A 16,422-nucleotide genomic window follows, 5' to 3' on the forward strand; every position below is an offset into this window, starting at 1 on the left:
GTCGTTGAGCGTGAGGACGACGACCTGCTCGCCCGTCGCCTTCGCGAACGCGCCGGCCGCGATGACCACGCTGTAGGTCTTGCCCTGGCCCGTGAGCTGTTCGACGACCGCACCGTCGAGCAGGGCCAATGCTGCCGTGATCTGGCCGTGGCGGGCGGTGATGCCCCGCTGCTCCTTCAGCGCGCGGACCACCTCGGCGATCGCGTCCTCACCGACCACGCCCTCGGACGGCTCGTCCGTCGGATCGATGATCGCGCGTTCGACGGCCGCTCTGCGCTCGCCGTACGCCGTGTCGGTGTCACCCCAGGTCGGCCGGTCCGCGACGGGCCCGAGCTCCACCGGCCGGGCCTCGGCCAGCGCACCGGCCAGTTCCGCGCTAATCCGGGCGGCCCGGTCGAGGGCCTCCTGGGCCAGCTGCCGGTCCTGCTGGCGCTGGGCCTCGGCCGCCGCGATGAGGTCGGCCAGGTCGAACAACGTGTACTGGGGATCCGCGGATGCCCCATCCGCGGGGTTCTCGGGATCGGCGTCCGGTGACGCCGTCGTCGGAGGATCGTCCTGGTCGGTGCTCCTCGCCGTCGGGCCGGTGCGGTGATCGATCGGGTCCGCAGGCGGGGGCGAGCGACCGCCCTCGTCGCCCGGCAGCCGGGGCGGCACCGCGGCGGGCCGCGTGGCCCCACTCGGACCGGTGCCGGTGTGGCCGGCGGGAGCCGCGGCGGCCACCCCGCCGTCCACGCCGCCGCGGCCACCGCCGGCTTCGGTGGGAGCGCCCAGACCGACCGTCCCGTTCGTGCCCGCCGGCACCGTCGCCGGCTCCTGCGCCGGCTGGACGGGCTGATCATCGGCCGGGCCGTCCGACGGGCGCGGCACCTGCCGACCCGCGCCCCCGCTCGGGTCGAGCGGTGTCGGGTCGTCGCCGGGCCCGGCCGGGGCGCCGCCCTCGGGGCCGTCCGGTCCGTCGAACGGTCGCAGCTCCCAGGTTCCGGTGCTCGGGTTCTGCACGAACACGAACCCGTCCGGGGCCGCGCCGGGCGGCGGCGCGTGCTCGCCGGTGAGGATCATCGTGAGCCCACCCGACGGCGTCCAGCGGACCACGCCCTGCGGGATCCACACGGCGACCGAGTCGACGGCTCCGGTGGCCGCCGCAGCCTGCACGCCGCGCACGACCCCGGCGAGGCCGACGGGCCCGGCACCCCGCGCGTCGACGACGACGTCGCGCGCGCCGGCAGTCGCGACCGCGTCGGCGACACCTGTCGCGTCCAGCGCGTCCGGCGTCGCCCGGACCACGGCCGCCCGCGGCTGTTCGGACGGCATGTCGAGCTGCATCCGGTAGCCGGTGTCCGTCGGGCTCCGCCGGATGACGACCGGCCGATCCTCGCTGCCGACCCACGTCATCCGGTAGTCGGGGTGCATCGCGACCTCGACGGCGAGCTCGTCCATCGTGACCGGGTGGCCGCGCTCCTGCGCCACGCGCGACAGCAGCTCGTCGGCCACCATGCCGGGGCGACCCTCGAGCGCGCGGCCGATCGCGCCGTCGCCAGCCGTGCGCACCGCCTGCTCGGGCTCCGCCGCGCGCTCGACCCGCACCGTGCCGTCGGGTCCCGGGACGAGCCGGTGCCCGCCGGCGGTCTCCATCTCGCGCAGCAACTCCATCGCGGAGGCCGGTCCGGTGCGCCCGCGCAACGCGCCCAGCCGGTCGAGCACCTGGTACAGCGGCCGGGAGGTCTCGCCACCCATCGCCCACGTCACCGGGTCGCTGCCCAGGTAGCGCAGCCCCGCGTCGACCACTGCGTCGAGGATCTGGCTCCGGTTGAACCGCACCATGATCCCGAAGTTGGCCGGGTCGGCCGGCATCAACGGCTCTGGAGTGATGGTCTCGGGATCCACGCCGTTGACGTACCGGCTGCGGAACTCGGCGACCGACATGTGCTCGGTGCTGCCGTCGACAGTGACGGTGAAGCGCTCGAACCCGGCCAGCTGCTCCGGGGAGTAGCTGGCGTTGCCCTTGCGGTCGGTCTCCTTGCCCAGGTGCGCACGCTGAGCGGCCGGATCCTCCGGGACGTCGCGGAAGAACTCCTTCAGCTTGGCCTCGTCGACCCCGTTCTTGAGCGAGCCGACGGAGGCCTTCGCCGAGATCTCGCGGACCGGGTGCCCGTCCGCGTCGACGACGAGGAAGTCCATCTCGTTGTGCTTGGTGACCTTGCCGTTCATCCAGCGCCACATCTGGATGTTGCGCACGAGCTTCTCGCCAGGCTTCAGCTGCGGAGTCAGCCGCTCCGCGCCGAGGACCTCGACGCCGTCGCCGACCGCGGAGTTGGCCCACGTCTTCCCCGGCCCCTCCAGGTAACCCTTCGGGTCGGTGAGGAACTGCGTCCGATCACCCGGCCGGTCGAGGAACTTCTTGCCGTGCTCGATGATCACCCCGTCCATCCCGGCCCGCTCAGGGGCCTTGAGCGGGGCCTGGCCGCGGCCACCGAGGTTCTCGATCCGCACGCCGCTCCCGCGGGTCCACACGACGGCACCGTCGGCGGTGAACACCGAGACCGACTTCAGGTCCGGGAACTCCGCCGCCGAGCGCAGGACCGCCGCGGCCGCGTCGTCGAGCGTGAGGCCGTAGGCGCGACGACCGTCGAGCGCGATCGTGTCGCGCGGGTAGTCGGTCCGCCCGGCGAGGGCGCGGACGAACTCGCCGACGTCGTCACCGGTGATGCGGCCGTCGCCCAGCGGCAGCACCGCGTCCTTGGCGGCGCGCATCGGCCGCGGGTCCGGCGACTCGACCGGCAGGTCGTCGAGGACCGCGTCCAGGCCGGACGCCGCCAGGTCCTCGGCGGAGAAGAAGTCCGGCACGAAGTCGCTCTCGCCGTCGTGCATGGTCATGGGCGGCTCACCGACGCCGGGCGCCGGGCGCACGTACAGCTCGCCGTCGACGTCGACGAGGTCGTTGTTCGGATCGGCGCTGACCTTGTCGATCACCTGCTGCCGCGTGAACCCGGTGCGCGCGGCGATCTCGTCGACGGACTCACCGGCGGTGGGCGGCTGCACCCCGGCCACCCCGGCCACCCCGGCCACGTCGCCGGGCTGACCGGGCGCGGGCCGCGGCGCGACCACGATGTCGGCACCGGGCTGCGCGCCCGTGGCCGGGTCACCGGCGACGCTGCGGACGTGCGGCACGCCGTCGACGTCGACGACCTCGACCGTCGGGTCGGCCTGTGCCCTGGCCAGCATCTCCTCGGTGCTGATCCCGGCGAAGCGGGCGAGATCCTGGACCGGCACCCCGCGCGGCGCGCCGGCGATCTCCTGGCGGGGCACGATCGCGGGCTCGGGCCCGGTGCCGGGCTGCGACCCGTCCGGTGCGGGCTGCTGCTGCTTGCGGACACCGGCCGCGGTGACCGGCTTCTCGCCGTTCATCTGGCGGAGGTAGGGCACGCCGTCGACGTCGACGACCTCGAACCCGCGCTCGGTCTGCGCCATGGCGCGGATCTGCGCGTCGGTCATGCCGGTCTGCCTGGTGATGTCGGCGAACGGCACGATGCGCGCATTGCCGCCGAGGCGGTTCTGCACCACCTTGACGCCGCCGTAGGTCGCCGCGGGCAGCAGCACGTTGCCGACGAGCAGCGCGCCCTGGTTCCAGCGCTCGCCCACCGACATCCGGTCCCAGTTCTGGATGTAGGTGGCCGTGCCCTGGGCCAGCGCACCCGCGGCGACCACGAGCCCGGCGCCGTTCACCATGCGGAAGGCCGGCATGGCCGCCGCCCGGCTGAGCACCGCCGCCGTCGCCTGGTTCGCGGCGGCGCGCGCCGTGAGCCCGGTGGCGACCTCGGCCCCGACCTCCGCGGTCGTCTGGACGCCGGCCTTCAGCCCGGCCTTGATGCCCGCCCGCAGCGCCAGTCCGCCCACTCCGCCGGCCGGCAGCGCCAGCACGGCAGCCACGCCGTTCAGCCAGACCGCGCGGGCGTTCGCGTCGGTGAACGGGTTGATGCTCTGCCCGTGGTTGGAGCGGTTGTTGAGGTCGATGATCGTGTCGGTGACGCCGACCACCGCGGTCGCGCCGGCGAGCGCCCAGCCCGCCGCGACCAGCGGGGTGGCCGTGCCACCGGAGCCGATGATCACCGCGGCGCTCGCGATCGCGCCGGCCCCGATGAACACCCAGCCCTTGGTCTTGTCCCAGCCGGAGATGTAGCGGCCCTCGGTCTCGAAGGACTCGACGTTCTTCAGTCCGGCCTGCTTCTCGTCGGCGGACAGCGGGACGACCCTGCCGTCCTGGATCTTCGCCGGCGCCAGGAACTTCCAGTCCTTCGGGCTCGCGAACCGGTCCTTCTCCCCCAGGACCTCGTTGTTCTCCCGGAAGTCGTCGCGCGAGCTGTAGAAGTGCCCGTTCTGGTCGACGAACCGCACCGAGCCGTCGGGGTTCGTGATCCGGTAGATCGTCAGGACGCCGGCCTGGCCGTCGTGGGTGTAGGCGGTGTTGAAGACCTCCCACAGAGCGCCGTCCTTCGCGAAGCCCTTCGCGCCGTCGCGCACCTTCCCGCCGACGTCGATCGGCTTGCCGTCGGCGCCGAGGACCTTGCCGTCCTTCTCGTTGCCCAGCGTCACCGTCATGTGGAACCGCTGCATGAGCTCCTGCGCTGAGCCCTGGCTCGCGAAGTCGGCCAGCACGTCCGCCTTGGAACCCTTCACCAGCTTCGACGGACCGCCCTGCTCGAACAGGGCACGGGCCACGTCCTCGTCCTTGAACGAGGGCAGGTTGTACGCCGAGCGCACGGCGTTGAACACGTCGGCGCGACCCGTCGACGGCAGCGACATGTCGCCCAGCAGCATGTCGGGCGTGCGGAACGCCGTGCTTCGGGCGTGCACGTCGTACATGTGGCCGGCCACCACGGCGAAGTCGGTGTAGGTGCCGGCCAGCTGCTTCTGCAGCGGGTCGCCGGACGCCTTCATGTCGGCGCCGAGCTTCTCGGCGTCGACCTGCAGCTGGTTCCAGTCCTTCAGCAGCTGCGTCAGGCGCGGGTTGTTGTCCTGACCCACGAACCCGATGTCGTAGGCGCGGAGGCGGTCCCGCTTCGCCGGGTCGTTGCCGGCGTCGGGCAGGCCCTTGACCAGTTCCTTGAGCCCGGCAGGGATGGTCTCGGTCAGCGCCGTGTACTCGCCCTTGAGCCGGTTCTGCTCGGCCTCCAGCGCCGCCCGTTCCGCGGGGCTGCCGGGGTTCTTGTTGAACGCATCGATGCGCTGGTCGAGCGCGTCGAGGTCGCGTGCGTAGGCGTCGCGTCGCGCGCCCAGGTTCATGCGCACGACGTTCGCCGCGGATCCCTTGGCGACCTGCGCCGGATCCGGGGTGACCAGCGGCTTGCCCTCTGCGTCGAGCCCGAACTCGGCGTAGCCCTGCTGGTACAGGCGCTTCTGCTGCTCCGACAGCGTGCCGGAAGTGCCGACGAACTGCCCGGGGAGGCCGGGCTTGCCGCCCAGCTCGGCCTGCTTGGCGTTGACGTGGACGACAGAGCCGTCGGCGACCCAGCGGGCGTAGGCGAGGCCGTCGATGGCGTCCACGAGGTCGATCGCGTCGGCGATCCGGGCGTCCGTCGCCTTGGCCTTGTCGATCTTGTCGAGGTAGGGCTTGAGCGCGTCCACCTCGGCCTTGGTCAGCCCGTCCAGGTTCGCGACCGTCTGCTTCTGCAGGGCCTCCTTGAAGCCGGGGATCTGCCGATCCAGCTCGTCCGCGGCCTCGTAGATGACCAGCTTCGCCTTCGTGACGGTCACGGCCGCGTCCGTGGTCTGCCGCAGCGACAGCTGCGGCAGGTCCCGCTGGTACTGCGCCGCCAGGTCGGGGTGGTTCTTCGCCAGCCACTGCTCACCGCTGACGTCGAGCGGGGCCAGCGGCATGCCGACCGTGAACTCCTTGCCCTGGGCCTGCGCGATCGCCCGGTCGAGCTCGGTGTCCTGGGCGGGGCGGGTGAAGTTCGGGTCCAGACGCGTCATCCACGACGGCTCCGGCACACCCGCCAGACCGAGGTCGACGGTGTTGGTGGCGCAGTCGGTGTTGAACAGGCACGCGGCGCCGACGTTGGTCTTCTTGCCGTCCTTCATCTCCGGGTACAGCAGGACGCCCTGCCCGTCGACCTTCTGGCCGTCGACGTTGGTCAGGTGGCAGTCGGCGCCGAGGCAGAGGCCGGCGCCGCCCTCGCCCATGCGCATCCCGATCTTGCAGCTGCCCCCGTTCGGGTTGCACGTGCCGGCGTTGCCGTACGGGTCCTTCCAGGTGCCCTTGGCGTTGCCGTACTGGAACTCGACGCCGGTGAACGCACCCTTCTCGCCCGGCTTGATCATGTCCTCGTCGATCGTGCAGTAGCTGGAGCACGGGTCGTTCTGGACCATGCCGTTCGGCCGGACGAGGGTGCACATGCCGTTGCACTTGATGTTGCCGTGCACGTCGCCGGCGACGGGGAGCTGGACGTCGATGGACGGGCCGTCGAGCTCGTCGATGGCCAGCATCTCCGCCATCGTCGGCGGGCCGCCCTCCTTCACCGTCACCGCATAGCCGCTGGGGTAGGTGACGGTGCCGGTCTGCTGGCCCTCGAACACCACCCGGCCCGGCGTGCCGTTCGCGTCGGGCGTGCGCACGCGCGTCCAGGACGGGAGGAGCGGGGGACCACCGGCGTTCTCGAAGCCCGGGAGCTTCTCCAGACCCGTCGGGATCTTGGCCTGCGTCGCCGGGTCCGTGGCGTCGACGACGACGCCCTCGTGCGTGATCAGCTTGCCGGTGCCAGAGAAGTCGAGCGTTCCGGCTCCGCCGCGGCCGTCGCGCGCGACCAGGATGCCCGGCGAGTCGACGATGCCGATGATCCGGTCGGTCCAGACGCCCTTGCCGATGTCGACGTTGCGCAGTTCGCCGGAGCAGCCGCCGTTGCAGGTCGTGGTGAACGGCGAACCGGCCGGGTTCGCGAAGTGACCGGTGTTCTCGACCGGCTGCGGAGCCTTGGGTGCGTCCGGGACGCCGCCGGTGTAGTGCACGGTCGATCCGCTGACCCCGTCGGTAACGGTGCCCGACCCGCGCGCCCAGTACTTGCCGTTGCCCTCGGCGTCGCGAGCCAGGCCGCAGCCGTCCGACATGGCGCACGTGTCGTCCGGCTTGCCCGCCGTCGACGGGTTGGAGGCCTTGACCCCGTCGTCGGTGACCACGACGTGCTGGCCCTTGCCGCCGCGCACGTCCGAGCCGGGCGCACCGACCTTGCACGGCGCGGGGCAGGTGATGTCGACCGGCGCCTTGTCCGGATCCTTGACCGTGATCAGGTAGCCACCCTTGCCGTCCGGCTTCCAGCCGATGCCGTACTCGCCGGGGCCCAGCTCCTTGACCGCGAGCGTCGGGTCCTTGCCGGCGCCTGCCGACAGGGTGAAGGTCGTGTGCTTGTTGTAGCCGCCCTCCTTCGCGTTGGCGCAGTTGCCGGTGCAGATGCCGTAACCGCCGTCGACCGCGTCGCCCGGGACCGCGATCGCCGTGACACCGCAGCCGCCGTTGCCGCCGCCGCTGCAGCTCATCCAGTGGTAGGCGTCGTCGCGGCCGTACGCGTCGCTCTGGCTCGCGTACTGCTGCGCGAACGCGTAGTAGCTCGCGGAGCAGTTCGCGGCACCCACGCACGACGCCCCCGCACCCGCCGAGTTGCCCTTCGCGTAGGCGTAGGCCATCACGGCCACCCCGCCGCCGCCCATGCCGCCGCCGCCGGAGCCGCGGGCCGATGCCTCGGCGTGCGAGCCCGTCACCGGGTCCTTCGCCGCCGCGCTCGCCGACGCCGAGTAGCTGTGTGAGCAGGACGTGCCGGGCGTGCCCATGCAGGACGCCGACGCGGACGCCGAGCCGCCGCCCGCGTTGGCCGACGCGGTGACGGCGACGCCGCCGCCGCCCATGCGGCCGCTGCCCGACCCGTGCGCGTTCGCCCGCGCCCGAGCGCCGCCGGCAGCAGCGGAATCACTCGCGGTGGCCTCGTAGTGGTAGCTGCAGGACGTGCCGGCGGTGCCCACGCAGCCCGCCGACGCCTGGGCCGCGCCGTTCGCGGCCTCGGCCGTCGTCACGGCCTGGCCGCCGCCCACGGCGCCTTCGCCGTGCGCCGTCGCGTTCGCCCGGGCGCCGGACGCGCTCGCCGCGCTGTTGGCCCGGAAGCGGAAGGAGCAGCCGGCATCGGCTCCCGTGCAGGCGGCACCGGCGACCGCGGTGCCGCCGGCCGCTGCGGCCATGCCACCGATCTCGCAGGCACCCTTCGCCGGCCCGCCGCAGGTGGCCGCAGCCTCGGCCGCGTACCGGCCGGTGCGGGTCGTCGCCGTGGCATCGGTGGCGAGCGAACAGGTGGACCCGGCGGTGCAGGACGCGGACGCCTCGGTCTGCGCAGCGCCCGGCGCGGCACCGACCTTGGCCGACAGCAGGCACGCCCCGCCGGCACCCGCAACGCAGTCGGCCGCGGCGTCCGCGGCCGTGGCGCCGGCCCGGTCGGTGAACCGACCGGTGCCCTCGACGTGGCTGCGGCACCCGGTTCCGGTGCAGCCGGCCTGCGCCTGGCCGATGTGGTCGGCGATGAACTGGCCCGTGCTCGCGCCACAAGCACCCGTCCCTGCGCAGTCCGCGGTGGCGACGAAGTGCGTGGTGTGATCCGCTGCCGGAGCGGTGCCCTTGCGCAGGTCCTGCTCGAGGGTTGCCGGGTCGTCGGTGCCGACCGTGACGCTGCGGGTCGCGACCGGGCAGGCAACGCCGCCCTGGTGGCAGCTGCCCTCCACGGATGCCGCGGTCGTCCCGAAGCGGGAGGCGTCGTTGGGCGACGCCGCCACCGCCCCCGAGGTCGTCATCGCGACCTGGCAGTCCGCTGCGCCGGTGCAGGCCGCGTGGCCGCTGGCGACGGAGACACCTGTGGGGTCGGTCGCCGTCCCGTTGCCGGCCTGCGCGGGACCGGCCATCGTGCCGGTGGGGTCTGCGGCCACGCTGCGGGCGCGGTCCGCGACGGCAGCCGCCCCGCCGTCGGGGCTGACGGCCGACACCGTGTCGGCCGACGCGGTGCCCGTGCATCCCTTCGGGCAGACCAGCGCTGCCGACGCCTGGGTGGCGCCCGACATCCCCGGCAACATCCGCGGGTGGGCCGGGTCGGGGCTCGCGGGATCGGGGGCCCCGCTGTGGGTCGTGGTGACGGCCGTGACCTCGGCGCCGACCTGGCACGCGGCACCGCCACACGTGCTCTCGACGTGGGAGCGGCTGACTGCCGCGTCGTCGCGGCCGGCGTACGTCGCGTCACCCGTCGCCGCGACGACGCAGCCGGGGCCGGCGCAGGCGCCTGATCCGCGGGAGGTGGCGTAGGTGGCCGGGGCGTCGGTCACGGGCTTGGCCGCGCGTGCCGCGGCGTCCTTCGCGGCCTTCTCGGCCTCGGTCGCCGCGGTGGCGGCGTCGGTGGCCTTCTTGATGTCTTCGGGTGTCGCGCCCTTGCCGGCGGCGACCCGCTGGGCCTGCTCGGCGTCCGCGCGGGCCTGCTTGGCCTGCTGGGCGAGCTGGTTGGCGGTGTCGGTGTTCTGCTCGGCGATGATGTCGGCAACGACCTGGCCGGTGCCGGCGGTGGAGCTGGTCTGGACCTGGCACCCGGACTGGGTGGTCACGCACGTGCCCGACGTGGTTCCGCGGCCTTCCGGGGGACCACGGGCACCGTTGGCGCCGTTGACGGTGTTCGGACCGTCCGAGCCGGCCGCGGACGTGCGCGCGGTGCCCGCGCAGCCGCTCGCCGCGCCGGCGCAGTCCAGCATCGCGTCGGCCATCGTCCACGAGGACGCACCGGCCACGGTCGGCCCGCCGGTGTTCGCGGACGAACCCGGCGCGACCGGGGCGGGCGGGGTGGCCGGCTGCTGACCCGGCTGCTGCTGGGCGGGCTGGTCACCGGTGTTGGTCGTCGTGGTCTTCGCGTTCTCGGTGGGGGCGGCGGCCATGATCGGGGCGATCCGGTTCGCGTCCGGCCCGGTCGAGGCACCCGAGTTCGTCACGCCCTGGCAGATGCCACCGGTGACGCCTTCGCACACGCTCTCACTGGAGGAACCGCGCGGGTTCGCCGACACGGCCGGGTCGGTCGCGGTCGCCGCGGAGGTGGCCTTCCCGGTGCAGGTGGTGGTGCCCTGGCAGACCACCAGCGCACCGGCCACCGACGCCGCCGACGGGCCGGCGGGCAGCCGGGCCACGTTGGTGGCCTGGTTGTCACCGGCCAGCGCCAGCGCGGCACCCGGCCCGGTGGCCGCGGTCGAGCTCGACCGCACCTGGCAACCGCCGGTCCCCCCGGTGCAGGACGCGGTACCGGTCGAGGTCCGCGGACCCGCCGTGGTGGTCTCGTCGTAGGCGGTCGTGGTGGTGGTCACCGTGCCGGTGCACGCGCTCTGGCAGTCCAGCGACGCGTTCGACCGCGCCACCGACGACGGACCGGCCAACGCCTGACCGGCCAGCGGCTTGCCGGTGGCCGGGTCCACCATCACGTAGTCCGGGGCACTGGAAGCGGCCGAGCTGGACTCGCCGCGACACCCACCACCGGTCACCGTGCACGCGCTGGTGGTCGAGGTACCCCGCGGCTTCTCGGTGACCGCGGTGTCGCGGGCACTCGTGGCCGCCAGCGTGGTCCCGCCGCACTCGGTCGCCGCACCCGCGCACTGCACGGTCGCCGAGGCGTCGGAGGTCGACACCGGACCCGACACCTGCGCCACACCCGACGTCAGGTCCGCCTTCGACACGGTCGGGGCGCGGTTGGCGACCGCGGTCGTCGCCTCGGTCGAGCACCCCCCACCCGTGCCGTGCACCGTGCACCCGGTGCTGGCCTGGCTGTCACGCACCCCGGTCACATCACCGGTCGCGCCCCCCGCCGTCGTCGACCCCGCCGCGCCCAGGCACCCGACCAACTGGCAGTCCGCGCCGGCGCCGGCGGTGCTGGACGCGGTCAACTCCCGCACCCCCGCCGCGGTCGCGGCGCGCGACCCGGTGGTGTCGCCGACCTGCGACCGGGCGTGGCTGCCGCAGGAGCCGCCGGTGGTGGAGCAGGTCGACGACGCCGTCGTGTCCCGCACCCCCGTCACCGGAGCAGCCGGCACCGGGGCAGCCGCCGGGTCGACAGGGGCCGCGACCGGGGCGGCGATCTTGCCGGTGGTCGCGGTGGTGGTGGCACCGGTGCAGGTCGCGGTGGCGCAGTCGACCCACGCGTTCACCGCCGACACCGCCGCACCCGCACCGTCCACCGTGGCACCCGGGATGCGGGTCACCGCACCGGCCACCGCGTCCCACGTGTAGCGGGCCGCCCGGGTCTCGGTGGGGTTGTCCGCGCGGGTGTCCGACGAGGCCCCGCACGAACCGCCGGCCACCGTGCAGTCGGCCTTGCCCGACCCATCCCGGGTGGTCGCCACACCGTTGACCGTCGACGCCGTCGACGCCGCACCACGACCCGACCCGTCGACCTGCACGGTGGCCTGCGCCGCGCCCTGGTCGCCGCGGTCGGCGTCCGCACCGGAGTGCGCCGAGCACCCGCCGGCGGTGACCGCGCAATCCGCCGCGGCGTTCGTGGCGCGGGTCCGCGGCTTCTCCGCCACCGCCGCCGCGACCACCGCGGGGGTCTCGGTGTGCTCGCCGTTGCTCGCCGTGGCCGCGGTACCGGTGCACCCGGTCGCGCCCTGCGAGCACCGCGCCGACGCATCCGCCGAAGCCTGCTCGCCCACGTGCACCCGGGTGGTGACCTCGCAGCGGCCCGCCGTGGAGGCGCAGTCGCCCTTCGCCGTCGCCGCGCCGGAACGCTGCTCGGTCGGGCCGGCCGCTGCGTTCACCGCAACGGCGCCGGTCTTGTCGCCGGCCTTGTCGCTGTCGCGTCCGGTGCTGGCGGCCGCGCAGGTACCAGCCTCCGAGGAGCAGGAACCTTCCGCGCCCCAGCGGTCGGCCAGCCCGTCGATCGAGCAGGTCCCCGTGCACGACGCGTTCTGCGCCGTCTTCTGGGCCGTCTTCTGGGCAGTCTTCTCCCCCGCGACCCCGCGGCCGTCCTGGCCGGAGCGCGGCGGACCGGTGGTGTCGCCACTGCAACCGCCACCGCTGGACCGGCACGCCATCGTCGCGCCATCACTCGTCGCTCGCGTCGACGCGCCACCATCGCCCTTGCCCAACTCGAACCGGGCATTCGCCACCACCGCGTCCTCGCCAGAACCCTTACGGCTCGACGTCGAACACGACCCCGCAGTCAGATCACATGACGCACTCGCCGCACTGTCGCCGGACCCGGCGGATGCCCCGCACCCGGACGACACCCCGGCCAAGGCGACACACCTGTCCCCTGAACCCCGGTCGCCCCGATCACCGTCGCCGTTGTAGCGGCCCTGCTCGCGATCATCCGCGGTGACCGCGCGGCACTCCACGAACGCGCCACTCGCGCCACAACCCGCGGCCGCACCGTCCCCGGCATCCGACGCAGCGTCCGACACGGTGTCCGGCGACCCACGACCCGTCGCCTCCCGCAACCGATCGGTCTGCTCGTACACCTGCTCGCGGCGCTGCTCGTAGGCGGCCACGTTCTGCTCGTGCGCGTCCTTGCTCACCGCACCGGCAGCGACCTGCTTGTCCTCCGCAGCCAGCTTCGCCTGCGTCGCCGACAGCTCCGCATGCCCGTCGACCACCTCATCGACCAACTGCGCGTCCTCGTCGGAGACCTGCTCCCGCGACGCCGCAGCCTTGGTCTCACGCTCGGACTGCGCCTTCTCCGCCGCCGCGTACTCAGCAGCGGTCATCTTCCCCGCGTCGGCGTTCTTCTTCGCCTCGGCAAGGTCCTTCTCGCCCTTGTCCGCCGCGATCCGATCGTTCAGGTAGTCATCGGTCGCGTTCGGCTCGTGCTCATCGCCGTCGTGATCAGACCAGTCACCATCCCCGTCACCACCATGCCGCGATGACCGAGCGTGACCATCCCCGTCGTGCGACGGCGGGCCCCGACCCGACTTCAGCAACACCGCGTTCTGCGCCGACCCCGCCCCCGCACAGTCGTGCGCCGAGCCGGTGCACTGCCCCGCCGACCCGCTCCCCTCCGACAGCACACCCACCTCGCCGTGCTTGCCCGAACCGTCCACCGCCGACATCGCGTACTCCGCGGCAGCCTGCACCACCCGGCGCACCTCGTGCCCGCCCGGCAGATCCGACGTCGCGTCGACCAGATCGCGCACCGCACCCCGGACGTCACCACCGTCCTCCGCCGCCGAACGCACCGCGTCGACCTTCTCCGAGAACCGCTCGCCGAGCTCGCCCCATTCATGGGCCGACTTCTTCGCGAACTCCATCGCAGCCTTCGCCGGCTCGCGGTCGGAATCCGCGGAATCCTTCGACCAGTGCTCTGCCACCGCGCGGACGAACTTCTCGCCGTCCTCGCGCACGCGCTCGCGGTAGGAGTCGTCGCCGTCATGACCGGAGGCCGAATCCGAGTCGGAATCTAGGCCGGCGCGAGACGCCGCCTCACGGAGTGCGCCCTCGACCTTCTCCTGAACCTTCTCGCGGATCTTCTCGCCGAGCTCCGACGCGCGGTCGCCCTTGTCGTGGCGGTCCGCCTCATCCGCGTCCTCGGAGCTGTCGACCCGGTGGATTTCGCCGGCGGCGTCCTTCACGACGTCGCGAACGATTCCGGTGATGGTCTTCCGCAGTTCCTCGCCGTTCGAGCCGTCGGCGTGGTCGCCGTTCTCGGTGTGCGTCGTGCGGGCCTGCTTCGCGTCGCCGTCGTTGCCCTCGTCGTCGGTACGACCGGCCTTGCCGGTGGTGGCGCCGGAGCGGTGCTCGCCGTCCGTCGCGCGCTCGCCGTCCTCACCGTCACCCTCGTGGGAGCGATCACCGTCGGTGACCCCGAACCGGTGCTCCAGCTCCTTCGCCACACCCTCGGCATCGGCGGCGAACCGATCCCGGAGTTCCTTCACGTCGTCGGCCGAGATCTGCTTGCGCCCGTTGTCCTCGTCGGAGGAATCGGCCTTCTCGTGCTTCGCGGATTCGCGGTCGGACTTCTGCTCCGATCGGACCTCCGCCTCGGCATCCGAGTCGCCGTTGGACCGCTGCTGCTTCTCGTTCTTCTCGCTCTCGTCGTGCGACCGCCGCTTCTCGCCGTCGTCCGACTTCTGCTGCTTCTTGCCGCCGTCGTCCTGCGACTGCTTCTTCTCGCCGTCCTCGTGCGACTGCTTCTTGTCACCGTCGTCGTGCGACTGCTTCTCGTTCTCGCCGTCCGACTTCTGCTGCTTCTCTTCGCCGCCGTCGTTGTCCGACTTCGATTCGCCGCCGTCGTCGTGCGACTTCGACTCACCGCCGTCGTCCGACTTGCCGCCGTTGTCGTCGCCGCCCTTGTCGCCGCCGTCGGAACCGTGCCCGCCGTCGTCGTTGCCGCCGCCGCTGTTTCCGCCGTCGTTCCCGTCGCCGCCGTTGTCTCCGCTGTCCTTGCCTCCCTTCAACAGCGAAGTCGAGGCCATCGGAACAACCACCGCAGCCGACGCCGGAGTCGCCAACAACACCGACCCCAACCACAACGCGACAACAGCACCCGCCACCGCGAGCACCCATCGCAGCAACCGCACCGCCACGTCCGCCGGACCGAACCGCAACTGCACGCACACGGGCACGCCGACAGCGAGGCCGACGGCCTCACCCTCGTGCGCGCTGTGCCCGTACATGTGCAGGAACCCCTCGATGCAGCCGCCCGAACGGCGGAGACGATGCAGAGATACCGACCCGAAAGGCCGGACAGACAGGATTTTGCCAACAGGGAACCAAGCCCTGGGATGTCCGCACGTCGCGCCTGAGGCTGCGACCTGCACTCGGAGCTCTCGACCGAGCTGCTCGCGCTACGTCAGCGACCAGTCCTGGCAGAGAGTTCACCTGCCGTCTCGAAGACGGCTCGATCAAGGTAACCGACGATGGGCCGATCAGTCCATCCATCGGCGAACTTTCGTGATACTTCGAAGTGTCGCCGGGTCCTCCGGCTGACCCGGCCGCGTGCTCGCAGCCGCCTGCCGGGCCCGCTCTCCGCGTGTCCCGACGGTCGACGGAGAGCCGGCTCGGCTGCAACGTCCTCAGCACGGAAACGCGATCGCGGTGAGTTCGTGGGAGGTTGTCAGGATCTGATCGCTTCGTCGTGGCGGAGCGGTTGCGATGCGGATGCGGCCCATCGCGTCCGGTGCACATCGCGCGGCCGGCCATCGCGCGCCGTCCAATCACCGCAGCCGACCCATCCTCATCCTCATGGGTCCGCACGCCGGAAACCCGCGCAATGCGCCGTCGTCACGACCCGAGTCATTCCACGAGTCCCGCCTTCGACGTCTCCTCTCCACCGAGACGCGTTCATCGATCACGGCGCGATCTCCCGATGCAGAGCGGAGTGAAGTTACCGCCGGGGCGGACGGCGGCAGCCCTTGGTCGACGGGCGACGATCCTGCGGAATCGACCCGCTCCGTACGCTGCGCTCTGCTCGAACAGTTCGCTGCTCATCGGCCACCTACGGGGCGAGCGGAGTGATCCGCGACCGACGCGCTTCACGTCCCCCTATGTTCGGCCGCGCAAGACCGATCTATGCGAATCTCGCGGTGGGTTCGGGTTCGATCTCCGGGTGACGATCACCGGATCACCCGGCGCCGCGGCAACCCCGAAGTCCGACACTGCGCGGTGGAGTTCCCTTCACCGGGTCTGCAGATCTGCACCGGAAAGCCCGTGCCGGTCATGCCCTCGGGCGCTTCGGCGATCACGCCAGGTGACCGGAGCTGTCCGTGGCCCACCGCCGCAGCCGCTCGCGCAGCCGGCCACCCAACGCCTCCAGCAGTTCCTCGCCCTCGCCGGCCGAGGCCCCCGCCGGGTCGCCGAGCACCCCGCTGGGACTGGCCGCCCGGACGCCGCCCGCGCGCAGGATCGGGAGCAGTTCCGACAATGGTGTGGTGTTCCCCGCCGCGAGGGACGCGGTGCGCACGGCGGCGGGATCGAGCGCGAGCATCATCGATGTCTCGGTGCGGCCCGCATGTGCATCTCCGCCGCGGATTCCACATCCGAACCACGCCGCATTCCGATCCTCGGCGCGCAGTTGCAGCACCGCGTTCGGCAGGGTCGGAAGGTTCCCGCCGTGACCGTTGACGAAGAGGACGCGCTCGGCCCACGACGTCGCCGATCGACCCAGCTCGAGCAGCACCAGATGGAGCGCCTCATGTCCGATGGAGAGCGTTCCGGGGAATCCGTCGTGCTCCCCGGACGCGCCGAACACGACAGGCGGCGCGACGACGACTCCGTCCACACCCGCCGTTCCGCGAGCCGCGACCGCTACGGCCACCCGGACATCCGTGTCGAGTGGGAGGTGCGGCCCGTGCTGCTCCACCGATCCGACGGGAATGACGACGGTGAGCGGGCCGTCGAGCTCCGTCCACGACGTGTCGGCGAGGTGGCGCGGCATGCCC

The 16,422-nt window shown here is 72.7% G+C and carries 2 protein-coding genes (1 of these 2 cut by a window edge); both read right to left on the reverse strand.

The annotated features are described in order from the left end of the window. Nucleotides 1-14,457 carry the 5' portion of a DUF4781 domain-containing protein gene (locus tag ACQEVB_RS04265; RefSeq protein WP_432965256.1) on the reverse strand. The gene continues 15,087 nt to the left of window position 1, outside the view, so the window shows 14,457 of its 29,544 coding nt (coding positions 1-14,457); its start codon is at nucleotides 14,455-14,457; its stop codon lies off the left edge, out of view. A 1,265-nt stretch (nucleotides 14,458-15,722) separates the two neighbouring features. Next, nucleotides 15,723-16,418 carry a mycofactocin biosynthesis peptidyl-dipeptidase MftE gene (gene mftE / locus ACQEVB_RS04270; RefSeq protein ID WP_432965259.1) on the reverse strand — a complete coding sequence of 232 codons (696 nt, stop codon included), beginning with the start codon at nucleotides 16,416-16,418 and terminating at the stop codon, nucleotides 15,723-15,725. Nucleotides 16,419-16,422: the final 4 nt, after the last annotated feature.

The sequence above is a fragment of the Pseudonocardia sp. CA-107938 genome (assembly GCF_050936315.1).
GTDB lineage: Bacteria > Actinomycetota > Actinomycetes > Mycobacteriales > Pseudonocardiaceae > Pseudonocardia.

Bases quoted from the DNA above. Each gene is read 5' to 3' on its own strand.
- mftE (WP_432965259.1), bottom strand. From the start codon at position 16,418: ATGCCGCGCCACCTCGCCGACACGTCGTGGACGGAGCTCGACGGCCCG.